This is a genomic window from Polynucleobacter sp. MWH-Aus1W21 (assembly GCF_018687275.1).
In the GTDB taxonomy this organism is placed as follows: domain Bacteria; phylum Pseudomonadota; class Gammaproteobacteria; order Burkholderiales; family Burkholderiaceae; genus Polynucleobacter.
Genome location: NZ_CP061287.1, coordinates 1,423,459 through 1,450,030, shown reverse-complemented (window position 1 = coordinate 1,450,030; position 26,572 = coordinate 1,423,459). Strand labels below are relative to the sequence as shown.

At 43.7% G+C, this 26,572-nt stretch carries 24 protein-coding genes; 18 read left to right on the top strand and 6 right to left on the bottom strand.

The features are described 5' to 3' along the window. Nucleotides 1-389: 389 nt before the first annotated feature. Complete coding sequence (locus ICW03_RS07385; RefSeq protein WP_215346939.1) at nt 390-1,307, bottom strand: LysR family transcriptional regulator; 918 nt, start codon at nt 1,305-1,307, stop codon at nt 390-392. 123 nt (nt 1,308-1,430) lie between these two features. On the opposite strand from ICW03_RS07385, the gene ICW03_RS07380 reads away from it, so the two are divergent. The 4 genes from ICW03_RS07380 to ICW03_RS07365 all read left to right on the top strand — a co-directional run bounded on the left by ICW03_RS07380 (nt 1,431) and on the right by ICW03_RS07365 (nt 4,431). After that, nucleotides 1,431-2,399 carry a tripartite tricarboxylate transporter substrate binding protein gene (locus ICW03_RS07380; RefSeq protein WP_215346937.1) on the top strand — a complete coding sequence of 323 codons (969 nt, stop codon included), beginning with the start codon at nt 1,431-1,433 and terminating at the stop codon, nt 2,397-2,399. A 27-nt stretch (nt 2,400-2,426) separates the two neighbouring features. Next, nucleotides 2,427-3,347, top strand: coding sequence for a L(+)-tartrate dehydratase subunit alpha (gene ttdA, locus ICW03_RS07375; RefSeq protein ID WP_215346935.1), 921 nt, complete (start codon nt 2,427-2,429; stop codon nt 3,345-3,347). Next, a complete protein-coding gene (ttdB, locus tag ICW03_RS07370) occupies nt 3,344-3,952 on the top strand; it encodes a L(+)-tartrate dehydratase subunit beta (RefSeq protein ID WP_015421408.1) in 609 nt (202 codons plus the stop codon). Before ttdA ends, ttdB begins: the two co-directional genes overlap by 4 nt. A gap of 77 nt (nt 3,953-4,029) precedes the next feature. After that, nucleotides 4,030-4,431, top strand: coding sequence for a hypothetical protein (locus tag ICW03_RS07365; protein WP_215346933.1), 402 nt, complete (start codon nt 4,030-4,032; stop codon nt 4,429-4,431). A gap of 275 nt (nt 4,432-4,706) precedes the next feature. On the opposite strand, the gene ICW03_RS07360 is transcribed toward ICW03_RS07365, so the two are convergent. Together ICW03_RS07360 and ICW03_RS07355 are read right to left on the bottom strand one after the other, a co-directional pair. Beyond that, nucleotides 4,707-5,300: a Fic family protein gene (locus tag ICW03_RS07360; protein WP_215346931.1), complete on the bottom strand. Its 594-nt coding sequence runs from the start codon at nt 5,298-5,300 to the stop codon at nt 4,707-4,709. Continuing rightward, nucleotides 5,278-5,475 carry an antitoxin VbhA family protein gene (locus tag ICW03_RS07355; protein ID WP_215346929.1) on the bottom strand — a complete coding sequence of 66 codons (198 nt, stop codon included), beginning with the start codon at nt 5,473-5,475 and terminating at the stop codon, nt 5,278-5,280. Before ICW03_RS07355 ends, ICW03_RS07360 begins: the two co-directional genes overlap by 23 nt. A gap of 159 nt (nt 5,476-5,634) precedes the next feature. Between ICW03_RS07355 and ICW03_RS07350 the strand changes: the two genes are divergently transcribed. The 4 genes from ICW03_RS07350 (at nt 5,635) to ICW03_RS07335 (ending at nt 8,704) form a co-directional block, all read left to right on the top strand. Then, complete coding sequence (locus ICW03_RS07350) at nt 5,635-5,826, top strand: hypothetical protein (RefSeq protein ID WP_215346927.1); 192 nt, start codon at nt 5,635-5,637, stop codon at nt 5,824-5,826. Between the two features lie 111 nt (nt 5,827-5,937). Next, nucleotides 5,938-6,312: a hypothetical protein gene (locus tag ICW03_RS07345; protein WP_215346925.1), complete on the top strand. Its 375-nt coding sequence runs from the start codon at nt 5,938-5,940 to the stop codon at nt 6,310-6,312. Between the two features lie 176 nt (nt 6,313-6,488). Further along, nucleotides 6,489-7,262, top strand: coding sequence for a hypothetical protein (locus ICW03_RS07340; RefSeq protein ID WP_215346923.1), 774 nt, complete (start codon nt 6,489-6,491; stop codon nt 7,260-7,262). A 401-nt stretch (nt 7,263-7,663) separates the two neighbouring features. Then, the gene (locus tag ICW03_RS07335; RefSeq protein WP_215346921.1) at nt 7,664-8,704 is read left to right on the top strand and encodes a tyrosine-type recombinase/integrase; all 1,041 of its coding nucleotides are present in this window, start codon (nt 7,664-7,666) and stop codon (nt 8,702-8,704) included. Nucleotides 8,705-8,810: 106 nt separating this feature from the next. Here ICW03_RS07335 and ICW03_RS07330 read toward each other — a convergent pair whose 3' ends face one another. Together ICW03_RS07330 and ICW03_RS07325 are read right to left on the bottom strand one after the other, a co-directional pair. After that, nucleotides 8,811-9,284, bottom strand: a complete 474-nt coding sequence (locus tag ICW03_RS07330; protein WP_215346919.1) for a hypothetical protein — start codon at nt 9,282-9,284, stop codon at nt 8,811-8,813. A 4-nt stretch (nt 9,285-9,288) separates the two neighbouring features. Next, entirely contained in the window at nt 9,289-9,480 is a 192-nt protein-coding gene (locus tag ICW03_RS07325; RefSeq protein WP_215346917.1) for a DUF3079 domain-containing protein, read from the bottom strand. Nucleotides 9,481-9,656: 176 nt separating this feature from the next. Here ICW03_RS07325 and ICW03_RS07320 point away from each other — a divergent pair, with 176 nt between their 5' ends. From ICW03_RS07320 to ICW03_RS07305, 4 genes are read left to right on the top strand one after another with little or no spacing between them, the layout of a single operon-like run. After that, nucleotides 9,657-10,082: a PAS domain-containing protein gene (locus tag ICW03_RS07320; protein ID WP_215346916.1), complete on the top strand. Its 426-nt coding sequence runs from the start codon at nt 9,657-9,659 to the stop codon at nt 10,080-10,082. Nucleotides 10,083-10,093: 11 nt separating this feature from the next. Continuing rightward, entirely contained in the window at nt 10,094-11,248 is a 1,155-nt protein-coding gene (locus ICW03_RS07315; RefSeq protein ID WP_062309706.1) for an NnrS family protein, read from the top strand. Nucleotides 11,249-11,279: 31 nt separating this feature from the next. Further along, on the top strand, nt 11,280-12,500 hold the full coding sequence (locus ICW03_RS07310) for a nitronate monooxygenase family protein (protein ID WP_215346914.1): 1,221 nt from the start codon (nt 11,280-11,282) through the stop codon (nt 12,498-12,500). Further along, the gene (locus tag ICW03_RS07305) at nt 12,481-14,898 is read left to right on the top strand and encodes an adenosylcobalamin-dependent ribonucleoside-diphosphate reductase (RefSeq protein ID WP_251374373.1); all 2,418 of its coding nucleotides are present in this window, start codon (nt 12,481-12,483) and stop codon (nt 14,896-14,898) included. Before ICW03_RS07310 ends, ICW03_RS07305 begins: the two co-directional genes overlap by 20 nt. A 6-nt stretch (nt 14,899-14,904) precedes the next feature. Here ICW03_RS07305 and ICW03_RS07300 read toward each other — a convergent pair whose 3' ends face one another. Further along, nucleotides 14,905-15,867: a hypothetical protein gene (locus ICW03_RS07300; RefSeq protein ID WP_215346910.1), complete on the bottom strand. Its 963-nt coding sequence runs from the start codon at nt 15,865-15,867 to the stop codon at nt 14,905-14,907. A 27-nt stretch (nt 15,868-15,894) separates the two neighbouring features. Between ICW03_RS07300 and ICW03_RS07295 the strand changes: the two genes are divergently transcribed. From ICW03_RS07295 to narH, 6 genes are all read left to right on the top strand, one after another. After that, nucleotides 15,895-17,745, top strand: coding sequence for a type IV pili methyl-accepting chemotaxis transducer N-terminal domain-containing protein (locus ICW03_RS07295; RefSeq protein WP_215346908.1), 1,851 nt, complete (start codon nt 15,895-15,897; stop codon nt 17,743-17,745). Between the two features lie 27 nt (nt 17,746-17,772). Next, complete coding sequence (locus ICW03_RS07290) at nt 17,773-18,438, top strand: response regulator (protein ID WP_082784113.1); 666 nt, start codon at nt 17,773-17,775, stop codon at nt 18,436-18,438. A 126-nt stretch (nt 18,439-18,564) separates the two neighbouring features. Next, nucleotides 18,565-19,827 carry a nitrate/nitrite transporter gene (locus tag ICW03_RS07285; protein ID WP_215346906.1) on the top strand — a complete coding sequence of 421 codons (1,263 nt, stop codon included), beginning with the start codon at nt 18,565-18,567 and terminating at the stop codon, nt 19,825-19,827. A 24-nt stretch (nt 19,828-19,851) separates the two neighbouring features. Further along, on the top strand, nt 19,852-21,234 hold the full coding sequence (locus ICW03_RS07280; protein ID WP_215346904.1) for a NarK family nitrate/nitrite MFS transporter: 1,383 nt from the start codon (nt 19,852-19,854) through the stop codon (nt 21,232-21,234). A 19-nt stretch (nt 21,235-21,253) separates the two neighbouring features. Next, on the top strand, nt 21,254-25,027 hold the full coding sequence (locus ICW03_RS07275) for a nitrate reductase subunit alpha (protein WP_215346902.1): 3,774 nt from the start codon (nt 21,254-21,256) through the stop codon (nt 25,025-25,027). Nucleotides 25,028-25,039: 12 nt separating this feature from the next. Continuing rightward, a complete protein-coding gene (gene narH, locus ICW03_RS07270; RefSeq protein ID WP_215346900.1) occupies nt 25,040-26,563 on the top strand; it encodes a nitrate reductase subunit beta in 1,524 nt (507 codons plus the stop codon). Nucleotides 26,564-26,572: the final 9 nt, after the last annotated feature.

Below are 26,572 nucleotides of genomic sequence, written 5' to 3'. Positions count from 1 at the left end.
CGGTCACCCAACTATCCACATATGAAATGTCGGTTAACCCGACAACCATCCCGTTTCGAGACGCTCAGTCTCACTTTAGCGTCCACCATCCCCACTCGAAACGTCCAATAGATCTTCTATTGAATCCCCACAGTGACCACCGCATTCCATCTAGCCAAAAGAAAAGGGACCACATTGCTGTGATCCCTTTGTATAACTGGTGGGTCGGGCGAGATTCGAACTCGCGACCAACGGATTAAAAGAAGTCGTGGGTGTTAAAAAACCTATATATCATAAGGGTTTGAGCGACCAAAAAATGACTGTGCGATTGACTGTGCGATTGCTTTTTGGCGCAAAGTTCGAATCTGTAGATCGGATTTCAAACTTTTGGACATTACTTTAAATAGCGGTTATTGCTTACTTAGTGAAATTGTCACAAACTCAATCAAGGCGCTAACTCTGGCTGATGCCTTGTGCCGTTGAGAATAAACAGCATAAATATCGGCATCTGGAGTGTGATAGTTTTCAAGTATGTGCACCAAGCGTCCACTCTTGATGTATCTAGCTACATCCCATTCGGCACGCAGCAAAATGCCTTGCCCATCCAAAGCCCAGTTCACTGCAATCTCGCCATCATTGGTGGTTAGATTTCCTCGAATTTTGATATCTTCAGTAGGCTCATTTTGATTTCTGGTCTTGCTCTTAGCAAAACGCCATAAGCCATAAGCCTCATCACCTTGTCTAATGCCGATGCAATTGTGTTTTATCAAATCATTAGGCGTGCTGGGTTCACCGTGTATTTTTAAATAATTAGGTGAGGCTACTAGTATTCTTTTATTAGGGGCAATAAGTCTAGCGATAGCCCTTGAGTCGGGTGGATGCCCAAACCGAAAGCACACATCGTATAAGTCATCTGCTATAGGGGGTGGACTCACTGAGAGCTGGAGTTGTATATCGACTTGCGGATATTTTTTGACGAATTCGGATATGAGTGGGGCGATCTGCGATCTTCCAAAGCCTAGCGTCGCATTAACTCTCAATAATCCTTTCGGAGTTTGTGTTGAGCCCCAAAGAACATGTTCCATATCTTCGATTTCACTAAGAATCTTTCGGGCATGCTCTAGATACACTTCGCCTTCAGGGGTGAGGCTCATTCTGCGGGTGGTCCTATTAACCAAGCTTAGACCTAATCGCCCCTCAATCTGGGCGAGTCGTTTGCTGACTGCCGCAGTCGTAATGCCAAGCTCGCGACCAGCAGACCCAAGGCTGCCAGAGGAGGCAAGAGCAGAAAAGAATCCTAAATCAGCAGGATTAACGCCTTTGATCATATTATTAATTAAAAGTTAACAATAATTTAACTTTATACATGATTTTTAAGTGCTACTCAATCCTATAGTTCTTACATTCCTATAGCCAATAGGTAAATGGAGTTCACCAAGGGAGGGGACGAGATGTTTAAAAAGGTAATAAAAAATAGCCTAGTAAGTTTATTGTTGTGCGGAGTTGTGGGGTCTGTATGTGCCCAGTCATATCCAACCAAAACAATCACCATCATCGTGCCATTTCCTCCAGGAGGAACAACCGATGTTCTAGCTCGCGCAGTGGCCCAAAAGTTAGGCCCAGTATTGGGTCAGTCAGTGATCGTTGATAACAAACCTGGTGCAGGCGCAACGCTTGGCGCTGGTTTAGCAGCAAAGTCAGCTCCTGATGGCTACACCTTATTCATGGGCGCTGTACATCACACGATTGCGCCATCTGTATACAAAACACTACCTTATAGCTTTGAAAAAGATTTCGCCCCAATTACTACAGTCGCTTTAGTGCCAAACATTATGGTTGTCTCCGAAGCGTCGCCATACAAGACAGTTAAGGATGTAGTGGCAGCGGCTAAAGCAAAACCTGATTCACTCTCCTATGGTTCCAACGGTAATGGCACTGCTCAGCACATGATTGGCACGCAGTTCCAGATGTTGACTGACACTGAAATCCTTCATGTTCCATACAAGGGGTCCGCCCCATTGGCAACTGATTTATTAGGCGGTCAGGTAACCATGTCTTTTGACACCATTACTCCAGTTTTGCCATTTATTAAAGAGAAGAAATTGCGTCCTTTAGCAGTAACAACAGCTAAGCGTTCCTCTACATTACCAGGTGTGCCAACCATGAAAGAGTCAGGAGTCAATATGGATATTGGCACTTGGTTTGGATTGCTTGCACCTGCGGCAACGCCTAAAGACATTACTGCCAGACTGAATACTGAAATCGTCAAAATCATTAACTCACCCGAATTTAAGAAGCAGATGTTTGATATCGGCGCAGAACCAGTGGGCAATACACAAGCGCAGATGGCAAAGCAAATTTCCGAAGAAACAGCTAAGTTTTCTAGTCTTGCCAAGGCGGCCAAACTAGCAATCGAATAACCAGCATTCACATCAAAGGAGTTACTCGTGAATAAGCAATCATCCGTCGTAGATAAAGAAGCTGCTGTTGCAGATCTCACTCATGTTTTATCCAGGTTCACCTCTTATATTGGCAAGCGATTACCAACTGATGTAACTACTAAACTAGGTGAGTTACGTAGCAAGGAAGTGAACTTCTTGGCTAAAGAAGTTTTTGAGTCTATGCGAGAGAACCAAGAGCTCGCAGATAAGCTCGATCGTCCAAGTTGCCAAGATACTGGAGTAATTCAATACTTCTTATCTGCAGGCTCAAATTTCCCATTATTGGGTGAGCTAGAGGATATTTTGCTCAATGCTACTAAGGGGGCTACCAAAGAAGGTCCATTGCGTCACAACGCAGTAGAAACCTTTGAAGAGAAAAATACCGGCACCAATACTGGATCCAAAATTCCTTGGCTCGATTGGGAAATCATTCCCGGTGCTGATCATTGCATCGTTGACGTTTACATGGCTGGCGGTGGTTGTACATTGCCAGGCGCCGCAAAAGTACTGATGCCAGGACAAGGATATGAAGGCGTTGCAGAGTTTGTATTTGATGTCATTACTTCTCGTGGTGTAAACGCATGCCCACCATTATTGGTTGGGGTGGGTGTATCCACTTCGGCTGAGACCGCTGCTCGCTTATCTAAGAAAGCCATTTTGCGTCCAGTCACTTCAAGCCATCCTAATGAGAATGCCGCATTGATGGAAGAGTTGTTAACAGAAGGTCTTAATGAGCTGGGTCTTGGCCCACAAGGTTTGACTGGAGCTAATAGTGTGATGGGTGTGAACATTGAGTCATCGGCTCGTCATCCATCGACCATCGGTGTAGCGGTATCTACCGGTTGCTGGGCACATCGCCGTGGCAAGATCAAGATTAATGCCGATATGTCCTATGAAATCATTTCCCACGAAGGATTCAAGCTGTGAAGAAAATTCTACAAACACCCATTAAAGACGAAGATTTAGAAGCATTAAACATCGGTGATGTTGTTTACCTTACTGGAACCTTGGTGACGTGTCGTGATGTTGCACATCGCCGCTTAATTGAGTTAGGTCGTGAGTTACCGGTCGACTTAAAGGGCGGCGCTATTTTTCATGCTGGCCCCATTGTTCGTCAAAAGGAAGATGGTGAATACGAAATGGTTTCTATTGGACCAACTACTTCAATGCGTATGGAGAAGTTTGAAAAAGAATTCATCAAACAAACCGGCGTTAAGTTAATTGTTGGCAAGGGCGGTATGGGTATTGAAACGCAGGAAGGCTGTGTTGAAAATAAGGCAGTTCATGCGATTTTCCCAGGCGGCTGTGCAGTCTTAGCGGCTACTAAGGTTGAGAAAATCGAAGATGCCCAGTGGAAAGACTTGGGTATGCCTGAAACGCTTTGGGTAAACCGAGTTAAAGAATTTGGCCCACTAATTATCTCGATTGATACCAAGGGCAAGAATCTCATTGAAGAAAACAAGAAGGTCTTCAATGCTAAGAAGGGTCCAATTCTCAGCAAGATTAACGAGAAGATTCGTTTTATCAAGTAATAGCATCAAAATGATGACGCAGTTCCTTAAATGTCCTGCGTCATTAGTTGAAATGATTAAATTGGTAGGAGACATCGATGCAAGCTCAAATTTCCCAAGTACCTCTTTTCAAGCAATTTAGGACGACAACACCAGTGAGAAACTGGTGTTTGAATCAATCAGTTACAGAAGAGAGTTATTGGACGCTTGAGCGTTGTATAGAAGAGGCTGCTCATTTCACAACTAGAGTAGACTGGGAAAAAAAGAGTCCCGTCAGTTATGCAAAAGCCATCAAAAGGGGCTGGCTCACTAAATGCACAACTCATATCAAGGGTTTCAAAAGAAAACCCGCCGTGCCCGCAACATGGACTTTAGAAAAGTGCATTGACGCCGGTAGACAATGTCTTAAGAGAGCTGAGTTTAAGAAGCGCTTTCATTATGCTTATGAATTAGCAAGGCAGAAGGGGTGGCTAGAGACCTGCTGTGAGCATATGACATAAATCCATGATTTGTCGGTTTACCCGACAAACCACGTGTTTAAGTGTCTCGAAACACGACACTTGCAAGCCCCTTGAGACGCTCATAGTCGCTCACGGTCCAATGGATCACCTATTGAACCTAAGCAGTCACCAACACATTCCATTCAACCAAAAGAAAAGGGACCACATTGCTGTGATCCCTCGATATAACTGGTGGGTCGGGCGAGATTCGAACTCGCGACCAACGATCTTAAAGAGGTCTAATTGGCTTAGACAGGTCAGTAAATTGCTCAAACCTATTCATTTCGATCCAGGCGCTCGGATATCAAATTGGCAAGAATAGCTTCATCGCCATTAAAGGCCAATTCCATTGCTTGATAAATTTGCTCCTGCTCCAGATCGGAGTAGTTAAGCTGAAATCCAGCTGATTGACTAAGCTGGGAGATGAATATCCGTTGTACGCGACCATTTCCTTCCCGAAAAGGGTGAAGGGCGTTTATCTCTGATAAATAGTGAGCTAATCTTTTTGATAGGGAGTCGGCATCAAAGCCTTTGAGCCAGTTTTCGCGAGCCAGTCTGTTAAAGATATCGCTTGCTGCTGACTCAATGAACCGCACATTGGCAAAACGACTATTGCCACGACTAATATCTACTGTGCGAATCTTGCCGGCCCAGTCATATACGTCCTGAAAGAGTGCCAAATGAATACGCTGAAGATGAGCAAGGTCAAATTGACCTGCTATGGGCCTCTCTAGAATTTCAATTGAGCGCAAAGTAGATAGCTCACCTTCATAGGCGTCTAAATCTTGTGCGTTAGTTATTTCTGCTTTGTTGCGAAGTACGTCTGTACCTGAATAGCAGTAAGTGTCATCCGCGTCGTAGCGTGACATAACGTTGTTTAGTTTCTTCCAGTATTTGCGTAATACTCTTTTTACCAGCAACGTAATCAGTGAGGTTTTGCTCTAACTGCTTAGTTGGAACAATACCTTCAATCCGAGCAGAAGCCACAGCGTTAGAAACGTTGTATTGGCGGACTTGAGATTGTGAAGCAAACTTAGTTGGCATAGTTCTATTTTAGTGGATTTGGGGCTGATTTCCTAGGAAATTCTGCCCAATAATTAAGCCATAAACCTCTGATATTTCAAAGGTTTACAGCATTAGCTAGAGTGATATGGGCTTGCCGGGTCAGAAAGACGTTGTGTGAAATCATAGAGAAATTAAGTCGTGAAAGATTCCCCTGGGAAGAGTAAGCCCACATTAGAGTCACTGCTTAATGACCGGCAAGTGATTACAGGCAAGCACTTAATCAAACAACAAAAAGAAGCTGCTCTTGAGGCTGCACGTCAAAAAGCCGTATTAGAAGAAGCTATTGAGTTTGAGCAAAGAAATCGCAAGAGTAGGGCGGGGAAAGCCTAGGTTGTCGGGAAACACGACAGGCTATTAGTCATATGCTGCTTCTAACTAAGCCTGGACACTTATCAATCCCATAACTAAACTGAGCAATCGATCTACTGCCAAAGGCTTTTCATGAAATACCTTATCTCCCTAGGATTGCTGCTAGCAGCTGGACTAGCCAATGCAGCCAGTTATGACTGTACAGTTACGAGAAAGCTAGATTTTGAGAATGTGTACCAGCCAGCCCAAATGGAAAAGTACAAGTTTTCCGCCAGAATTCATGATTCAGATAAGCCCAAAGTCGATAGATGCAGTATTAAGCCTAATGACAACAAAGTCACTTGTGATTCCTACGATATTGATAGGGTGGAAGCGGATAAGCATGTGGGATACAAGAAGTTCTACTTATTTAGAAGTCAGTACGATATTCAGCTGTTCCCGGATATGAAGTTTGTTGAGAATAATGGCCGTGGTGGAATTGCTTTTGGGACATGCAAATTACTATGATGAATGAATACTCTGGAATAGGCTTTTTCTTATTTGGGATCTTCTGTGCTTATTGGGCTCAGACAACTAACCGCAATGCTTGGCTTTGGTTCTTTATGGGATTATTCTTTGCCCCAATTACTGGGTTAGTCTTGCTTTATAAGAATTCGAATAAGAATACAGAGGAATAAGAAAAGATGGATCTTTCCTTTTTAAAAGATATTTTTCACAATCAATTCGTAAGGTATATATTTGCCGCCTTTGCTGGCGCGCTCGTTCTGTACCTTCGTAATAGAGTGAGGCGACTTGAGTATGTGGTTCACCATGAACGTATAGCCTCTTCTTCAATTGATCCTATTTTTGGCTCGATTCAGGCAACCTGGCAAGGAAATCCAGTCTCCAATTTGTATACAAGTAGGGTTGAATTAACAAACGATACTAGCCGTGATTTTTCTGAAGTTATTTTCAAGGTTTATTCAGGCGACACCATTCTTTTGACTGAAAGAACTGAAATCATTGGCACGCCTAGAATTGTTGAATGGTCTCCAGCATTCAAACAGCTAATGTTTGTTCAACCAGGTGGTACTCCAACACAACAGCAGTACGATATTTATAACAAGAGCAGAGAATATAAATTACCCGTATTTAATAGAGGTCAAAAAATTGCTATGACTTATTTGACTGCCATACCACCATCGGCTAGTGGCCCAGGCGTTTGGGTTGATATTGAACACAAAGGAATTAAGGTGGAATATATTCCTCCGGGACCAAGAATTCATGGAGTGCCACAAAAGGCTGCAATTGGGTTTGGATTGGCAATAAGTGCAGTTACATTTTTAATTTTCGGGATGTATTCACCAGATCCTTGGTTGACAGCATTTGTATGTATCTTTGTAGGCTTGTTTGCGCAGTCAATAGGGGCTATTGTTTATCGAGTTTTAAAGCTTCTAAAGGCGATTGTTTTGCATTGAACATTCTGTGTTTCAGTTGCCCACGGTCACCCAGCGCCCCCATCCTGACCCACAACGACTCCATAGATTTTCCATTGGGTCCGCACAGCAACCACATCTGCCACAACCCAAAAGAAAAAGCCCCTAGATTTCTCTAGAGGCTTTTGTATAACTGGTGGGTCGGGCGAGATTCGAACTCGCGACCAACGGATTAAAAGAAGTCGTGCCTCTTCAAAAACCTATATAGCATATGGCTTTGAGCGACAAAAAAATGACTGTGCGATTGACTGTGCGATTGCTTTTTGGTGCAAAGTTCGAATCTGTGGGCCGGATTTCGAACTTTTCAACCCTCAAAAAACCGGTAGGAATTCCCAAAATCTGAAACTACAGTACTACTGACTAATTTCTTTTTTGGAGAACTTATGTCATTGGAATTAGTGCGTAGTAACGAGCAATTTGAAGCCCAAACTCAGGACCCATTTGTTCAGAGAATGGTCAATGTCAATGGGGTGCCGTTTGATGAGGAGTTTTTAGGTAAATTGGTGGCTAATCATTTTTCAGCCTTACCAAATGGCAAAAGACCCACCTTCAGTACTGCCTTTGAGATTTACCTGGCTGAAAGTAAGTCATCCCACCGTAAGCGTTTTCGAGATGACGCTACCCGTTATTTCAATTACTTTTGTGATCTGTATGGTGATTTGCCACTAGATGAGCTAAAGCACTGGCATATCACTACCTATCGGGATCATCAGCTCAAAAGAGGTCTTACCCCATCTAGTGTTCGCAAGCACCATAATTGCCTCAATGCCATACTCAATTTAGCCTTTCGATTTTTGGATATTGATCGCTTAAGTCCTTTTAGGGGTCTGCGCATTAAAGGGGAGGGTGAGACTAAGCGCCACATGGCTGTGGTGACACCCACTTTGATTGAGAGCGTAAAAGCCAGATTGCTAGAGAATCGCTCTAACTATGCTTTGATAGGGTTAATCCAGCTCAATACGGGTATGCGTTTATCAGAACTGGTTTTTGCAAGGCTTGAGGATTGCATTTTGGATCATCCCATTCCTCATCTTTGGATTCGTCAAAATAGACTATCGGATCGCAAGACCAAATCGAGTATTCGGGCGGTACCTTTATATGGCATATCTCTTGAAGCAGCTACCCAGTTATACGAGAGGGCGCTACGCAAGAGAAGTGCTTGGCTCGCGCCAAACTACGCCAAAGAGAACGGGAATGGTTCATGCTCAGCTGCAATGGGTAAAAGTCTTAGGGGTCTAGGCTTTCGTAGCCATATGTTTAGACATGCGTTTATTGATCGGCTTAAAGCTTGTAACGATATTCCAACCCGTTTAGCTGAAAGTATTACAGGGCACTCTAGTGGGGGGTCAGAGTTTAATAACTACGGGACGGTTGGTTATACCCTGGAGCAAAAGCTAGAGGTGATTAAAAGGGTGGCTATTTGAGCGTTACATAAGTAACGCTTGTTTCATCTAAATATCAGGAGTAGGATTTAACAAGTCTCCTCCATAACTAGTTATGGTTCATGCCCGTCCATATGGCGGGTATTTTTTAATAAAAAAATCCGTGGGCACCCAGAACGGAGACAATTATTGTGACTAAACTTAATAGCAAAATAATTGCATGCACAATTTGAGTTTTTTGTAGGTTGGTGATGTTGTGCCCATTCTTGACCATCTTTCCATGCTCTTTTAAGAAAAATGGCTCAACTATAAAAAGAGCAAGAAAGAAGAGTGTCCAAACAAAAACCATGGCATGCATCCAGAAATATTGAATTTCTGTAAAGCGGTTCCAAGCATTCAATCTATAGGTCATATAGAACCCACTAATTCCCGCCAACAAGACCATTACTCTGGCGATATTGGCAAATTGATTTTCAATGACATTGAAAATAGCCAGTTGATCAACGTGAAACGAGGATCGTCTCAGAGTTGGTATGAGCACTAGCGTCACAAATGTAACGCCACCCATCCAAATCACTACGCTAAGAATATGTATTGACCTTGCAATAGTTAAGTCATTCATGGCGCTATTGCGGGTTCTTTAGTAAGTCTCGATTATACATGCCCCACGTTTCCCATCCTTCACCAAATAATTCATACGGATGTTGGGCTCTATCTGAGCCATTTCCACAAGCCATGGAGTTCGATGGGCAGTATCTCTCGCATCCCCAGCAAACACGTTCGGGGTGTGGTGGATTGATTGGAAACTTCTTTTGCATGATGCGTTTATTAAATTCCAATTAGCTGGAATGGTATTTGATCTATCGCAAAAGAAGGGGTGTTTTGATGATCTATCAGAAACCTTACTTTGTTACATAGTTCTATCGGGCTATATCAAACACCACCCATTATTAGGAAAATGTTCCAAATTTGTAATTTTTAGATAGAGGTTTGTATGTCAAATCAGGTGAATTTTGAACAGCTAGCAAATGTTATGGGCGATGGAGTGGTAATTTCCGATGCCAAAGGGGATATTGTTTTTTGGAATGCTGCAGCAGAGCGCATTTTTGGATATAGCTCTAGTGAAGCTTTAGGAAAAAGCCTGGACATCATTACGCCTGATCGTTTTAGAGATCGACACTGGGATGGCTATAAAAAATCAATGGATACAGGAACCACCCGTTATGGCACAACTTTATTGACAGTACCCGCATTACATAAAGAAGGTAAGCCTTTGTCTATTGCCTTTACCGTAGCCATGTTGACCGATGCCTCTGGGAAAGTGACTGGAATTGCCGCTGTAGTCAGAGATGATACTGAGCGGTTCCAAAATGATCGGGCTTTAAAGAAGCGCATTGCGGAGTTAGAGGCGAAGTCTTAAGACTAATTGATATGTCCAAAAAGACAATGCCTTTATTTGCTCTTGGGTTTAGACCATTCTATTTGCTGGCAGCGCTTTGGTCTGTGATTGCCGTAGTTGAGTGGCTATGCGAATTAAGTGGCTATAGCTTCAGGGGTAATAGCGAAATACCTGGTATTCAGTGGCACGCTCATGAAATGATTTTTGGTTTTGCTGCTACGGTTGTAGCTGGTTTTGCGCTTACGGCAGTGAGAGCTTGGACGGGCTTGGATACTCCAACTGGCAAGTCATTAATGTTATTGGTTTTGCTTTGGATTGCTGGAAGAGTCGGGCCATTATTGAGTCCCTACCTAGCAGTTGTAGATGTTTTATTTTTACCTGCAATTGCGATTGCTATTGGCAGGTTGATTTTGCATCAGCGCATGTATAGAAATTTATTTCTCCCATTCATTTTGAGTGTATTGGGTGTTTTAAATGCTGTGTTCTATCTTTCGGCGAATAATCGAATTCAAATTGACGCCAATAAAGTCTTGATTATTTCTTTGTTTTTGATTGTGATGATTGAGATCATGATTGGGGGCAGAGTTATACCAAGTTTTACGGCTAACGCATTTTTTGGGATAAAGCAAATTCGTAATAAAAACTTAGCGACCTTAGTACTTGCTTGTTGTGGCGCATCTTTCTTGCTGTGGATTTTTTTTCCAGCAAGTTATTTGACTGCGATAGTTTGTCTATTTACCGGTCTGATTCAATTAAAGATGTTGTGGGGTTGGAATCCTCTTGCAACAGTTTCTAAACCAATCGTATTGGTTTTGCATGCTGCATATTTATGGATTCCACTTGGCTTTATTCTCTTGGGGCTCTCTGCATTAGGTTTTGTGACGATTTACATACCAGTGCATGCATTTGGGATTGGCGCAACCGCAGGGCTCATCATTGGAATGATTACGCGCACTGCAATGGGGCATACCGGCCGCCCATTAATTGCAGGTGTAATCGAAACGCTTGCTTATACATTGGTACAAGCTACAGCAATATTTTGGATGTTGGCTCATGCCTTCAGTGGAACATGGTTTCACTCCGCTCTTGGCTGGGCTGGAATTTGCTGGTGTACAGCATTTATTTTGTATTTGTTTAAATATTTTCCTTGGTTAACAAAACCTCGATTAGATGGGCAGCCTGGCTAAGCAATAGCCACAACACTACTTAGGTAATTCAATGACAACATTAATTCCGACTGACGTTATGGAGTTGCTTTCTAAGAGTGGCGTGTCTCCCTTGGTGATAAAAGGGAAAAACATATTGCCTATAGTGCAAGGTGGTATGGGCGTTGGAGTATCGGCTCATCGTTTAGCTGGTGCTGTGGCGAAAGCCGGTGGTGTAGGAACGATTTCGTCGATTGATTTGAGGCGTCTACATCCTGATTTAATGGAGCAAACCCAGCATCTCAAGCCGTGTTCTGAAAGTCGAGAGGCAATCAATGCGGCAAATATAGAGGCTTTGAGGCGTGAGATTCTTCAGGCCAAGAAAGATGCTGGCGGGTTTGGTCTTATCGCTGTGAATGTGATGAAAGCCGTCAACGAATATGCTCAATATGTAAGGTGTTCTTTAGAAAACGGCGCTGACATCATTGTTGTAGGTGCTGGATTGCCGCTGGATTTGCCGGATTTGGCAGCAGATTATCCAGATGCCCTTTTAATCCCCATTCTTTCTGAGGCTAGAGGTGTTCAATTATTAGTTAAGAAGTGGATGAAAAAAGGTCGCCTGCCAGATGCCATTGTGATTGAAAATCCCCGTTTAGCTGGCGGGCATGTTGGAGCATCAAGCGTTACAGATATTCATAACACTAAATTTGATTTTGAAAATGTTATTCCAGAAGTGCTCAAATTTTTTGAAGAAGCTGGAATAGCAGGAAAGATTCCTTTAATCGCTGCTGGCGGTATTTCAAGTCTTGAGGATATTAAGAGGCTACAGGCTTTGGGTGCATCAGCAGTGCAGTTGGGTACCGCCTTTGCCGTTACTACTGAAGGTGACGCTGACGATGCATTTAAGCATGTCTTAGCTAACGCGAAAAAAGAAGACATCGTAGAGTTCCTCAGTGTCGCAGGTCTACCAGCCCGAGCAGTGAAGACTCCATGGCTTGGCAAATATCTCAAAGTAGAGAGTGTTCTCCAAGAAACGGCCCGCAAAAAACCGCGCTGCACAATGGTATTTGATTGCCTGCATGACTGTGGTTTAAGGGATGGGAATAGTTCGTGGGGTCAATTTTGTATTGACAAGGTTCTTGGAAGCGCATTGGTGGGCAGCGTTCAAAAAGGACTTTTTTTTAGAGGCGCAGGTGCATTGCCATTTGGCACTCAAATTCGCCCAGTAATCGATTTAATTACAAGACTTTTATCTGATGTGGAGCCAATCGAATATGGTTATGCAGCCAATTAGCGTTGATGTATTAGCAGAAAAATATTTAAAAAGCGGAGAGACTGACGCAGATACGATTTTTAAGAGAGTCGCAAAAAGCCTGGCAGAAGTTGAAGATCCCGAAATTCAAGATGCAGTAGAAAAGCAATTTTTAGATAATTTTTATGCTGGCGCGATTGGGGCTGGACGCATTATGAGTTCGGCTGGGACAGGCATTAAAGCAACCTTGATTAATTGCTTTGTGCAGCCGGTTGGGGATTGCATTCAGGATTCCGATGAAGATGGGTACCCAGGCATTTATGAAGCTTTGAAGCAGGCTGCAGAAACGATGCGTCGTGGCGGAGGTGTTGGCTATGACTTTTCCAGAATTCGTCCTAAAGGCGCTGAGGTAAAGGGAACGGCCTCGATCGCCTCTGGGCCATGTAGTTATATCAACGTATTTGATCAGTCTTGCTCAACCGTAGAGAGTGCTGGCGCACGCAGAGGCGCGCAAATGGGTGTTTTGCGTATAGATCATCCTGATGTGCTGGAATTTATTACCGCCAAGAGAACGCCTGGACGCTGGAATAACTTTAATGTCTCTGTAGGAGTTTCTGATGAGTTTATGAAATTAGTTGGCTCAGATGGCGAGCTTGAGCTTTGCCATAAAGCTAAACCATGCGAGGCGCTAATCTCTGCGGGAGCATATCAAAGAACAGATCGGTTCTGGATATATAAAAAGGTAAGAGCAAGAGAGATTTGGGATGCGGTAATGCAATCTGCTTATGACTTTGCGGAACCTGGCATTCTATTTTTAGACAATATTAATCGCGATAACAACTTGTACTATTGCGAACGGATTGATGCTACCAACCCCTGTGGTGAGCAACCATTACCTCCTTACGGTTGCTGCGATCTCGGCCCGATCATTCTGCCAAAGTTTGTTATCCATCCCTTTGGTTTTGATGGCGAGCCTTATTTTGACTTTGAGCGATTTGCTCAAGTTGTCAAAGTACAAGTACGCATGTTGGACAACGTGTTAGATGCTACGTATTGGCCGCTAGGTGAGCAAGGTTTAGAGGCTCGCGCAAAAAGGCGTATTGGTGTTGGTTTTACTGGGCTTGGCGATGCTTTAATCATGTTAAAGCTTTCCTACAATAGTGCAGCAGCACGTATTAAAGCAGCTGAAATTGCTGAGAAACTTCGCGATATTGCTTATGGCGCTTCGGTTGAATTAGCAAAGGAAAAGGGCTCATTTCCTGCTTTGGATATTGATCAATATCTCTCTGGTGGAAATTTCGCGAGTCGCTTGAGCGATGTTTTAAAGGCGGACATTCGAAAGCATGGAATTCGCAATAGCCACTTGCTTTCTATAGCCCCCACAGGAACCGTTAGCTTGGCATTTGCTGATAATGCATCCAATGGCATTGAGCCACCGTTTTCGTGGACCTATACCCGCAAAAAGAGAGAGGCCGATGGTACTACTAAAGAGTACGCGGTAGAGGACCATGCTTGGCGGGTGTACCGTGATTTAGGTGGGGATGTGAATAATCTTCCAGAGTATTTTGTTACTGCGTTGGAAATGTCCGCAGAAGATCATGTATTGATGATGGAAGCTGTACAGCCATACGTTGATACTGCGATCTCCAAAACAGTGAATGTCCCTGCAGATTATCCTTATGAAAAATTTAAAGATCTGTACATCACTGCTTGGAAATCCCATCTAAAGGGATTGGCTACCTATAGGCCCAATAATATTTTGGGTTCTGTTTTGCAGGTGACTCCATCTTCTACAGAAAATGATTTGCCAGCCATGGATGTGGATGAATTGCGTAGCAACCCATCTCGAAAAGTAATCGATCGACGCCCAGATGGGGAGTTGCCAGCAGTTGCTGAAAAAATTACCTATTGGACACAAGAAGGTAAAAAGACGCTTTATCTTGTGATTTCGTTCTTAGCTGTCGAAGGTTTGGTAGATGGCAAAAAGGCGAGTGTTGAGCGGGCCATTGAATTTTTTATGCCTGTAGGTCAAAGTGGTGAATCGCAACAGTGGATTACTTCTAGTATGCGGATGCTTTCATTGGCGGCTCGTGGGGGCTTTTTAGCAAGAGCGCTAAGCGATATGAAAAAAGTAGCTTGGGATAGAGGGCCTGTGCGCTTAGGTACTAAGAAAAAACAAGATGGTGCGTTAGCGCCGATGTGGCATGACTCTGAAGTGGCTGCTGTTGCTTTTGCAATCGAAAATATTTTGGCAAAGAGGGGAATTGCTGAGTTCAAGTCGGCTGAAGATTTTGCAATTGGTGAAATCGATTCACAGAAAAGTGCTGCAGGCAGTCTTATGGCTGGTAAAAAGTGCCCAGACTGCGGAGCTCATGCCATGATCAAAAAAGATGGCTGCGATTACTGTACTAGCTGCGGGTACGTTGGTTCATGCGGATGAACAAATCTAATAGAGCTGTCTTTTAATCAATAGAACAAAAGTCCGTAGCAGTAAATAAAGGACGAGGGCAGTAGTTAATGTAATTGCGATTGTTGCAGCAGCATTGGGCCATCCGCCACGAATGACGGCTTCAATGATGCAAGAAGTTGTTGCTGCTGCGGGGAAGGCGAAAGACCAAAATCCAAATGAAAATGGAACTGCTGTCCAAGATCTCCATCTGGTTAGCACTGCGAAAATAGGCCCAGAGGCAATTCCAAGGCCAACTAATACAGCATCCACAGGAATGTTGGGCCAGATGCTTACTGCGGTAATAGTACTGACTGCAGCAGGGCCCATTTCAATACCTATCGTTGCTCGGTATTGTGGTGGCAAAGGACCGGCAAATAAACGATGCAAGATGCGCATTTCTAATAACGCCCATCCCCCCAGTCCCATACCCCAAACGAGATATCCAAAACCAGGTAATCCAATCGCAGTTAATGCTGCGCCACCAACTAAGCCGCCTGGAACAATCGGCAGATAGAGTGCGGGTGTTACTTGATCGCTAGGCATATTACCCATGGACAGTAGGTAAACCACGCGCCAGGCAATGGTGACTTGGATGATGAGTGCAATCGCAGTTAAGGTGTATGCAAATGTTGCGTACTCTGGAAATCTAGGAAAGAGCAAAGCAATGGCAAGCATTGTGCTGATTGGAAAGTAGGCCATCATGGGGCCTAAAACGGGATTTAGAAACTTTTCTTTAATTGCCTTTGGGTAGAAAACCGCCTTAATGCTCCAGAGGGTTGCTAGAAAGCATAGAATAAAGAGGCCAAGACCCAGGAAAAAGCGCTCAATCCAAAAGGTTGAAATTGAGGTGACGTGGGAGTATTTGCTCCAGGTAAATGAAAGACTAAGTAACCCTAAGGACATTCCAAATAGTCCAGGGTGGAGGCGGTGAAGCCAATTAGGTTCTTTGTCTCTTTGCATGATCGCTTTTAGGTATAGTTTTATTAAATGATGAATAGAGAATTTACCCTAAAAAAGAAGCTAACGTTCATTGGCGCTGCGCTGTTGGTGCTGGCCATGATATCGATCAGCTTTACTTTATGGGTAACTTGGAAGCTAGAGGGTGGCGCTGCGGCAATTAATGAGGCTGGCCGTATGCGTATGCAAACATATCAATTGGCTCTTTTGGTCAGCGAAGGCAATAAAGAGGCAGCCTCTAAATTGATTAATAAGTTTGACGATAGCATTATCGCCCTGAAATATGGCGACCCATCAAGACCGCTTTTTGTACCCTGGAATAAAGTCAATCGAATTTATTTTGCCAATATCTCTAGTCAATGGAACGCCATTAAAGCAGATTTAGTGAGTAAAAAATCTGATAGTGTTTCGATTGCACAAGTTGATAATTTTGTCTCCAGTATTGATCGATTTGTTGGTTCAATCGAAGGTGAAGTAGATTACTGGACTAATCTGTTGCATTTATTTCAGTTTGCAATGTTAGCAACTTCACTCATTGCCACTTTATTAATTATGTATGTGGGGTACTCGGTTATTTTGGATCCCGTGGAAAAGTTACGCTTAGGTTTTGAGAGTGTTAAGTCCGGCAAACTCAATACCCGAGTAAAGATTGATGCTCAGGATGAATTTGGTGATTTGGCTACTGGGTTTAATTCAATGACTTCCACCATTAGTGATTTGTATGGTGGTCTTGAAGCTAAGGTGGCGGAGAAGACCTTGCACTTGCAAGAACGCCAAAATCGATTACAAGCTTTATATGATCTAAGTTCGTTTGTATCACGCGAAGATAACCTGGAAAAATTGGCCAAGGGATTTTCCGAGCGCATTATGAGCTTGAGTAATGCTTCTGCTATTGCCATTCGCTGGACTGATGAGGCGAACCGCCGATACTTTTTACTATCTGGCGCAAATCTTCCAAAAACAATTACACATGAAGAGCAGTGTGTAGTTTCAGGAGATTGCTATTGCGGCCAATCTACAGGCCTTAGTGAAGTTCAAGTCGTTACATTTAATCCCAAAACGGAAGCAGAGCGGCATTGTGTGCGAGCTGGCTATAAGACGCTCATTACTGTTCCGATTCTCTTTCAGCAAGATTTGCTAGGTGAGATCGATATTTTTTATTCTGATCCAACAGATTTGGATCAGGATCAAAAGTCATTGTTTGAAACACTTGCCCACCATCTGGCAGGAGCTATGGAGGCTGTGCGTATTAAAGCGATGGAAAAAGAAGCGGCAATATCTGAGGAACGGAGTCTTTTGGCAAGAGAGTTACATGACTCGATTGCCCAATCGTTAGCATTTCTGAAGTTACAAGTGGGCATGCTAAAGGATGAATTGGTTGAGCCGGCCACCACTAAAGCGAAGAAAATTCTTGGCGAGCTAGATGAAGGTTTGCGTGAAAGTTACAGCGATGTTCGGGAGTTGTTGTTGCACTTTAGAACAAGAACAAATACTGAGGATATTGAAACTGCAATTCGAACAACTTTGCAAAAATTTGAGCATCAATCAGACATTCATAGCGAATTAGAGATTCATGGGCAAGGCTTGCCTTTGGCGCCAGATGTTCAAATACAGGTAATGCATGTAATACAAGAAGCTTTATCAAATATCCGCAAGCATTCCAAGGCAAAAAATGTGAAGGTGGTTGTGAACCAGTCACCACAATGGATATTCCAAGTCATAGATGACGGCATTGGCTTTTCCCCGGATGAAATATCGATTGATAGCACGCACGTGGGTATGAGTATTATGAAAGAGCGAGCAATGAAGATTGGCGCTGATCTACAGGTTCAGGCTAATACTCCTGCTGGCGCTAAAGTACTGCTAACATTGCCAGCATAATTTGCCTAAGTGGAAAGGTGTGAGGGTATAAACGTGGAAAAGATTCATATACTGGTCGTTGATGACCATACCTTATTTAGGCGCGGCTTAATTGCTCTGCTTTCGCAGGCGCAAGATTTTGAGGTGATTGGAGAGGCCGGAGACGCCATTGAGGCTATTCGACTTTGCAAAACATTAAAGCCCGATGTTATTTTGTTAGACAACCATTTGCCAGGCGCAAGTGGTATTCAGTCTTTGCCAGACATTTTTCATGCATCCCCTGAGTCAACAGTGATGATGCTCACTGTTAGCGAGGATGAAGGGGATTTAATTCAGGCGCTGCAGAATGGAGCGCAGGGGTATTTGCTCAAAACTAGTGAAAAAGATGATCTACTGTTGGGTATCCGTAGGGCTTTTGCGGGTGAGTCTGTCATTAGTAAAGAGATGACGCACAAGCTCGTGAGCGCCTTTAAGACGAATAAAAAGACAGATGAGCGCCCAGCCAGTTCATCTTTATTGGCGAGTCTTTCCCCTCGAGAGCTTGAAACCGTAAAGCTCATTGCCACTGGGTCAAGTAATAAAGAAATCGCAAGAGAGCTGGGTATTGCTGAAACAACTGTAAAAATTCACGTTCAGCACGTACTTAGAAAACTCAATCTCTCATCGCGTGTCCAAGTTGCTGTTTTTGCGAGCGCAGAGGGCATTACTTCTTAAGTAGTAGTTCTTTAGAGCTATGTCTGTCTATAGACATAGTTCGACTGCTTTTCAAAAGTAGTCTTTTGGGGGATATGCTCGGCATCCTCTAGTTTTGATAATCACTCATGAGATTAGGGGATATTCATGAGTACGACTACCAAAACCAGCAATAAAGCTTATTCAGTCCTGATTGTGAGCACCTTGGCATTCACCGTATGTTTTATGGTGTGGATGATGTTTGGTGTTATTGGCATCCCAATCAAAAAAGCACTCAATCTAAATGCAACCCAATTTGGCTTATTAACGGCTACACCGATTCTGACTGGCTCATTAGTACGTGTGCCCTTAGGAATCTGGACTGATCGCTTCGGCGGTCGCATTGTGATGTTTATTTTGATGCTATCGACTGTTATCCCTATTTGGATGATGGCATATGCGACAGAGTATTGGCACTTTTTGACCATTGGATTATTTGTTGGTTTGGCTGGCGGATCGTTTTCAGTTGGAACGCCTTACGTTGCAAGATGGTTCCCAAAAAATCGTCAAGGCTTTGCAATGGGTGTATATGGCGCTGGTAATTCTGGCGCTGCAGTCAATAAGTTTGTTGCGCCAGCTCTAGTAGTGGCTTTTGGATGGGCAATGGTTCCCCAGGTTTATGCCGCTGTGATGCTCGGGATGGCAATTTTGTTTTGGATGTTTAGCGCGAGCGATCCATCACATTTGGTTTCAAGCAATATTTCTTTTAAAGATCAACTAAAAGCGCTTAAGGATCCGAAGGTACTTCGTTATTGCCAGTATTACAGCATTGTATTTGGTGGCTATGTTGGTTTAAGTCTTTGGATGGTGCAGTACTACGTTGGTGAGTTTGGTTTGGAAATTCGCACTGCAGCGTTATTGGCCGCTTGCTTTTCACTTCCAGGCGGAGTCTTAAGAGCAATTGGCGGCTGGCTTTCAGATAAGTATGGCGCTCACCAAGTGACTTGGTGGGTAATGTGGGTCAGTTGGGTTTGCCTCTTCCTTTTGTCTTATCCGCAAACTGATTTCACGATCCAAACAATCAATGGTCCACAGACCTATCACATTGGTTTAAACATCTACGCCTTCACAACCTTGATGGCGATATTAGGAGTGGCTTGGGCATTTGGTAAAGCCAGCGTTTTCAAATATATCGGTGATGACTATCCAAACAATATTGGAACCATTTCTGGAATTGTGGGTCTAGCAGGTGGATTGGGCGGGTTCATTTTGCCAATCATGTTTGGCGCAATTTTAGATATCACTGGTGTACGTTCTAGCGCATTCATGCTGATGTATGGAGTGGTATGGGTTTCATTGATTTGGATGTATTTGACTGAAGTTCGCAAGACTGAGGTGATGGGTGAGAAATCACTTAAATCCACCCAATAATCATTTAAGAGAGAAAGGCACAAAATGTCCTCTACAGTAATTACCCGTTGGGAACCAGAAAATAAAGATTTTTGGGAATCGACTGGAAAATCAATTGCAAAACGTAACTTGATTATTTCAATTCCGGCATTGACCTTAGCATTTGCTGTATGGATGGTGTGGTCAGTGGTGGTAGTAAACCTCCCGAATGTTGGATTTAAGTTTTCAACCAACCAACTTTTCTGGTTGGCATCATTGCCTGCGCTATGCGGCGCTACGTTACGCATTTTTTATTCGTTTGCCGTTCCTATTTTTGGTGGAAGGCGATGGACTGCCATTTCTACCGCATCGCTTTTGATTCCGGCAATAGGCATTGGGTTTGCAGTTCAAAGCACAGCAACTCCTTATGAGTTCTTTATTACTTTGGCATTACTGTGTGGTTTAGGCGGCGGCAATTTCGCATCTTCAATGGCAAACATTAGTTTTTTCTATCCGAAGGCTCAGAAGGGAACTGCGCTGGGATTAAATGCTGGCCTTGGCAACCTTGGTGTATCGATTGTTCAACTTGTTGTGCCACTGGTAATTACTGCTGGCGTCTTTGGGGCTTTAGGTGGTGAATCTCAAACTGTTATGAAAGCGGGTCAACCAATCCCTATGTGGTTGCAAAACGCCGGATTCATATGGGTGCCCTTTATTGCAGTTTCAGCCATTGCAGCATGGTTTGGCATGAATGACTTAGCGGAAGCAAAAGCTTCATTTGCTGATCAGGCTGTGATCTTTAAGCGTAAACATAATTGGCTAATGTGCTGGTTGTATTTAGGAACCTTCGGTTCTTTCATTGGCTATTCAGCTGGTTTTCCATTGTTAATTAAAAGTCAGTTTCCAGGTGTCAATGCATTGAGTTATGCCTGGCTTGGCCCTTTAGTGGGTGCTTTAGCGCGTCCATTCGGTGGTTGGCTTGCAGATAAATTAGGTGGCGCTCGCGTGACATTCTGGAATTTCATTGCAATGGGCGCTGGCGTTTTTGCCGTCTTGAATTTTTTACCTTCGCAAGGTGCTGGAGGTAATTTTTATGGATTTCTCATTGCGTTCATGCTGCTATTTGCTACATCAGGTATTGGGAATGGCTCAACATTTCGCATGATTCCAGTAATTTTCTTAACTGAGCGTCAGCGTGCCGCCGTAAATAGTCCAGCAGATAAAGAACAGGCAATCCGTGACGCTAATAAAGAAGCTGCTGCTGTATTGGGATTTAGCTCTGCGATTGGCGCATATGGTGGTTTTTTTATTCCAAAGAGCTACGGAACATCCATTGCTGCTACTGGCGGCCCTGAAGCTGCTTTGTATTCCTTCATTGTCTTTTACGTCACATGTACCTTGATTACTTGGTGGTACTACAGCCGTAAAAATGCACCAATGCCTTGCTAAAAGAACTTAAAGGATTGATATGAGCCATTTTTTAGATCGCTTGAAATTTTTATCTACAGATACTGAATCATTTTCAGAGGGACATGGAAAGGTCACTGGTGAAGACCGCACATGGGAAGATGCCTACCGATCACGTTGGCAGCACGATAAGATCGTCCGTTCAACACATGGCACAAACTGTACTGGCTCATGTTCTTGGAAAATTTATGTCAAGGGCGGCATCGTAACTTGGGAAACACAACAAACAGATTACCCTCGTACAAGACCAGACCTTCCTAATCACGAACCACGCGGTTGTGCTCGTGGGGCTAGTTATAGCTGGTACATGTATAGCGCCAATCGCGTGAAGTATCCGATGATTCGTGGCAAGTTGCTAAAACAATGGCGTGAAGTAAGAGCGGTTGCAAAAAGCCCGGTGGATGCCTGGGCTACTTTGGTTGAAAGTGATACCAAAAGAAAAACTTGGCAAGAGATGCGTGGCAAAGGCGGTTTTGTGCGCACGTCTTGGGATGAGGTAAATGAAATCATCGCAGCAGCCAATGTTTACACCATCAAAAAGCATGGCCCAGATCGTATTATTGGTTTCTCACCAATTCCAGCGATGTCAATGGTCAGTTATGCCGCTGGTTCACGCTACTTAAGTTTGATTGGTGGCGTTTGCATGAGCTTTTACGATTGGTATTGCGACTTGCCGCCAGCTAGCCCACAGGTTTGGGGTGAGCAAACTGACGTACCTGAATCGGCTGATTGGTATAACTCTACTTACATCATTGCCTGGGGCTCAAATGTTCCTCAGACGCGAACTCCTGATGCGCACTTTTTCACAGAAGTTCGCTATAAGGGCGCTAAGACAGTAGCAATTACTCCGGACTATGCCGAAGTTTCAAAATTAGCTGATATCTGGATGCACCCAAAGCAAGGAACTGATGCTGCGATCGCAATGGCGATGGGCCATGTGATTTTGAAAGAGTTTTATTTCAATAAGCGCACTGAATATTTTGATGACTATGTGCGTCGCTACACTGATATGCCAAATCTGGTTGTGTTAGAAGAAAAGACGCTTGAAGACGGCAGAACAGTATTGGTACCTGGTCGATATGCTCGCACAAGTGACTTCGAGGGTAATTTAGGTCAAACCAATGGATCTGAGTGGAAAACGGTAGCGTTAGATACTGCTGGCAAGCCTGTAGTTCCATATGGCTCAATTGGTTTTAGATGGGGTCAAGAAGGTCGTAAAGATCAAGGCAAGTGGAATCTTGAGTCCAAAGAAGCGCATCGCGATAACGAGGTAACCCTCAAGTTATCTTTGATGGAGGATCAGGCGATTCATGATGTGGTGCCTGTTGGATTCCCTTACTTTGGCGGTATCGACACACCTCACTTTGATGTTAATAAGCAAAGCGATGTTTTAGTGCGCAATATCCCTGCTAAAAAAATGTCCTTTGTTGAGAATGGAGTTTCAAAAGAAGTTTTTGTAGCAACTGTTTTCGATTTATTGGCTGGCAACTATGGCATTGATAGAGGTTTGGGCGGTGATTGCGCAAAATCATACGATGACAACGTGCCTTATACACCGGCATGGCAAGAATCAATCACTGGCGTTAAACGTGATCAAGTAATCGCCGTTGCACGTCAGTTTGCCGACAACGCTGAGAAGACTAAAGGTAAGTCCATGGTCATTATTGGTGCCGCCATGAACCATTGGTACCACTGTGATATGAACTATCGCGGCATTATCAATATGTTGATGATGTGTGGTTGTATTGGTCAAAGCGGTGGTGGTTGGGCTCACTATGTGGGTCAAGAGAAGCTTCGTCCTCAAACCGGTTGGACTGCTTTGGCGTTTGCCTTAGATTGGATTCGTCCACCACGCCAACAGAACTCTACTAGCTTCTTCTATGCCCATACCGATCAGTGGCGTTATGAAAAATTGGGTATGGAGGAAGTGTTATCTCCTCTAGCGAATAAAGATGACTATAAAGGCAGCATGATTGACTACAACGTTCGTGCAGAGCGAATGGGGTGGTTGCCTTCAGCTCCTCAGCTCAAAACTAATCCTTTGAATGTTGTTAAAGAAGCAATTGCTGCTGGTGAAGATCCAAAGGAATATGCGGTTAAGAGTCTTAAAGCTGGCTCCCTAGAGATGAGTTGCGAGGACCCTGATCACCCAAATAACTGGCCACGCAATATGTTTGTATGGCGTTCAAATATTTTGGGCTCATCAGGTAAGGGCCATGAGTACTTCTTAAAGCACCTATTAGGTACAAGCCATGGAGTGCAGGGCAAGGATTTAGGCAAGGATGAGGCGCGGCCATCTGAGGTTGAGTGGCACGACAAAGCACCAGAAGGCAAGTTGGATTTATTGGTTACGCTTGATTTCCGGATGAGCACCACTTGCTTGTATTCCGATATCGTTTTACCAACGGCTACTTGGTATGAAAAAAATGATTTGAATACCAGTGACATGCATCCATTTATCCATCCTTTATCTACAGCAGTAGATCCTGCATGGGAAGCGCATAGTGACTGGGAAATTTACAAAGGATTTGCTAAAAAGTTCTCCGAAGTATGTGTTGGGCATCTTGGAGTAGAAAAAGAAATTGTTCTCACCCCATTAATGCATGACACCCCTGCAGAATTGGCGCAAGCATTTGATGTGCAGGAGTGGAAAAAAGGCGAATGCGACTTAATCCCAGGAAAAACTGCTCCACAGATGACCGTGGTGGAAAGGGATTATCCAAATACCTTTAATCGATTTACCGCTCTTGGCCCGCTAATGGATAAGGTTGGCAATGGTGGCAAAGGAATTGCCTGGGATACGAAAGTTGAGGTCGAGCAGCTACGTGAGCTTAATGGCAAAGTTGAGCACGGCGAAATGGCGGGAATGGCAAAAATCTCCACAGATATTGATGCTGCTGAAGTGGTTTTAATGCTGGCTCCTGAAACTAACGGGCACGTAGCTGTTAAAGCTTGGGATGCACTTTCAAAAATCACCGGTCGTGAACACGCCCATTTAGCCCTGCATCGCGAAGACGAAAAAATTCGGTTCCGTGATATCCAGGCTCAGCCAAGAAAAATTATTAGCTCGCCTACATGGTCAGGTTTAGAGAGTGAGAAAGTTTCTTATAACGCAGGCTACACCAATGTTCATGAATACATTCCATGGAGAACACTCACTGGTCGTCAGCAGTTTTATCAAGATCACAAGTGGATGAGAGCATTTGGGGAAGGGTTCGTTTCATACAGACCGCCAGTTGACTTGAAGACCATTGGTGAGGTTGAAGGTATTAAGCCAAATGGGAATAAAGAAATTGTGCTTAATTTCATTACACCGCACCAAAAGTGGGGCATTCATTCAACATACAGCGACAACTTGATGATGTTGACTTTAAATCGCGGTGGCCCAGTGGTTTGGTTGAGTGAAGACGATGCTGCAAAAGCAGGCATTGTCGATAACGACTGGGTTGAGTTGTACAACACGAATGGCGCAATTGCAGCTAGAGCAGTGGTAAGTCAACGGGTAAACCCAGGAATGATCATGATGTATCACGCGCAGGAAAAGATTATTAATACTCCTGGATCAGAAATTACGGGTATGCGTGGCGGTATTCATAACTCAGTAACGAGAATTGTTCTCAAGCCTACTCACATGATTGGTGGTTATGCCCAATTAAGTTACGGATTTAACTATTACGGAACGATTGGCACAAATCGCGATGAATTTGTGAAGGTTCGAAAAATGCGAAATATTGATTGGCTTGATAGTGAAAATGCCAACACAGTTCAAGCGTAACGGAGAAATAAGATGAAAATTCGCGCACAAATTGGCATGGTTTTGAACTTGGATAAGTGTATTGGTTGTCACACTTGTTCTGTTACTTGTAAACAAGTTTGGACTAACCGTCCTGGCATGGAATACGCTTGGTTCAATAACGTGGAGTCAAAGCCTGGTATTGGATACCCAAAAAATTGGGAAGACCAAGAGAAGTGGAAGGGTGGTTGGAAACGTAAAAGCAATGGCAAGATTGAACCAAAACAAGGTGGTAGATCCAAGATTTGGATGAATCTCTTTGGAAATCCCAATTTGCCAGAAATTGATGATTACTACGAGCCATTTACATTTGACTATGAGCATCTTCAATCCGCACCAGAATCAAAGGCGGCTCCAACAGCACGACCACGTAGTTTGATTACTGGCAAGCGGATGGAAAAGATTGAATGGGGCCCAAACTGGGAAGAAATTCTTGGTGGCGAATTCGCAAAACGTAGTAAAGACTCCAATTTTGATCAAATGCAAAAAGATGTATGGGGTCAGTTTGAAAATACCTTCATGATGTATATGCCACGGCTTTGTGAGCACTGCCTAAATCCAGCATGTGTAGCATCATGCCCGTCAGGCTCTATATACAAACGCGAAGAAGATGGCATTGTTCTGATAGATCAAGACAAATGTCGTGGCTGGCGTATGTGCGTATCAGCCTGCCCATACAAAAAGATTTATTACAACTGGAAGAGTGGCAAAGCAGAGAAGTGTATTTTCTGCTATCCACGTATCGAGGCTGGTCAACCAACTGTTTGTTCTGAAACTTGTGTTGGGCGTATCCGGTATTTAGGAGTGATGCTGTATGACGCTGATCAAATTGAAAATGCTGCCAGCGTTGAAAATGAAAAGGATCTCTATAACGCTCAGTTAAAAGTATTTTTAGATCCGAATGATCCTGAAGTTCAAAAGCAAGCCTTATTGGATGGCGTTCCACCTTCATGGGTTGAATCGGCCAAGAAAAGCCCTGTATACAAGATGGCGATGGATTGGAAAATTGCATTACCTCTTCACCCGGAATACAGAACCTTGCCGATGGTTTGGTATGTTCCGCCATTGTCTCCGGTAACAGGTGCAGTCGAAGCTGGTTATGTTGGCGTCAATGGACATATTCCTGATGTGAAGCAATTGCGTATACCAGTTCAGTATCTAGCCAATATGTTGACGGCTGGTGATGAAGCGCCGGTCGTGTCTGCTCTTGAGAAGATGTTGGCAATGCGCGCATGGCAACGGGATAAGCATGTAGACGGAACCAGAAATCTAGAAGCTATTAAACAGGCCGGCATATCTGAAGATCAGGTTGAGGATATGTATCAGATTATGGCAATTGCAAACTACGAAGATCGTTTTGTGATTCCAACTTCGCACCGAGAGTACGCTGAAAACACTTTTGATATGAAAGGTGGCTGTGGATTTACTTTCGGTAATGGCTGTTCTGATGGCGACTCTGAATTAAGCTTATTCGGCGGCACAAAACGTCGGACTATTCCAATTAAGCCTGCAGTGTAAGGAGAAAGA

Bases quoted from the DNA above. Each gene is read 5' to 3' on its own strand.
- ICW03_RS07320 (WP_215346916.1), top strand. From the start codon at position 9,657: ATGTCAAATCAGGTGAATTTTGAACAGCTAGCAAATGTTATGGGCGAT.
- ICW03_RS07380 (WP_215346937.1), top strand. From the start codon at position 1,431: ATGTTTAAAAAGGTAATAAAAAATAGCCTAGTAAGTTTATTGTTGTGC.
- ICW03_RS07330 (WP_215346919.1), bottom strand. From the start codon at position 9,284: ATGAATGACTTAACTATTGCAAGGTCAATACATATTCTTAGCGTAGTG.
- narH (WP_215346900.1), top strand. From the start codon at position 25,040: ATGAAAATTCGCGCACAAATTGGCATGGTTTTGAACTTGGATAAGTGT.
- ICW03_RS07355 (WP_215346929.1), bottom strand. From the start codon at position 5,475: ATGCCAACTAAGTTTGCTTCACAATCTCAAGTCCGCCAATACAACGTT.
- ICW03_RS07295 (WP_215346908.1), top strand. From the start codon at position 15,895: ATGATGAATAGAGAATTTACCCTAAAAAAGAAGCTAACGTTCATTGGC.
- ICW03_RS07310 (WP_215346914.1), top strand. From the start codon at position 11,280: ATGACAACATTAATTCCGACTGACGTTATGGAGTTGCTTTCTAAGAGT.
- ICW03_RS07275 (WP_215346902.1), top strand. From the start codon at position 21,254: ATGAGCCATTTTTTAGATCGCTTGAAATTTTTATCTACAGATACTGAA.
- ICW03_RS07315 (WP_062309706.1), top strand. From the start codon at position 10,094: ATGTCCAAAAAGACAATGCCTTTATTTGCTCTTGGGTTTAGACCATTC.
- ICW03_RS07285 (WP_215346906.1), top strand. From the start codon at position 18,565: ATGAGTACGACTACCAAAACCAGCAATAAAGCTTATTCAGTCCTGATT.
- ICW03_RS07340 (WP_215346923.1), top strand. From the start codon at position 6,489: ATGGATCTTTCCTTTTTAAAAGATATTTTTCACAATCAATTCGTAAGG.
- ICW03_RS07365 (WP_215346933.1), top strand. From the start codon at position 4,030: ATGCAAGCTCAAATTTCCCAAGTACCTCTTTTCAAGCAATTTAGGACG.
- ICW03_RS07325 (WP_215346917.1), bottom strand. From the start codon at position 9,480: ATGCAAAAGAAGTTTCCAATCAATCCACCACACCCCGAACGTGTTTGC.
- ICW03_RS07360 (WP_215346931.1), bottom strand. From the start codon at position 5,300: ATGTCACGCTACGACGCGGATGACACTTACTGCTATTCAGGTACAGAC.
- ICW03_RS07345 (WP_215346925.1), top strand. From the start codon at position 5,938: ATGAAATACCTTATCTCCCTAGGATTGCTGCTAGCAGCTGGACTAGCC.
- ICW03_RS07280 (WP_215346904.1), top strand. From the start codon at position 19,852: ATGTCCTCTACAGTAATTACCCGTTGGGAACCAGAAAATAAAGATTTT.
- ICW03_RS07335 (WP_215346921.1), top strand. From the start codon at position 7,664: ATGTCATTGGAATTAGTGCGTAGTAACGAGCAATTTGAAGCCCAAACT.
- ICW03_RS07305 (WP_251374373.1), top strand. From the start codon at position 12,481: ATGGTTATGCAGCCAATTAGCGTTGATGTATTAGCAGAAAAATATTTA.
- ICW03_RS07385 (WP_215346939.1), bottom strand. From the start codon at position 1,307: ATGATCAAAGGCGTTAATCCTGCTGATTTAGGATTCTTTTCTGCTCTT.
- ICW03_RS07300 (WP_215346910.1), bottom strand. From the start codon at position 15,867: ATGCAAAGAGACAAAGAACCTAATTGGCTTCACCGCCTCCACCCTGGA.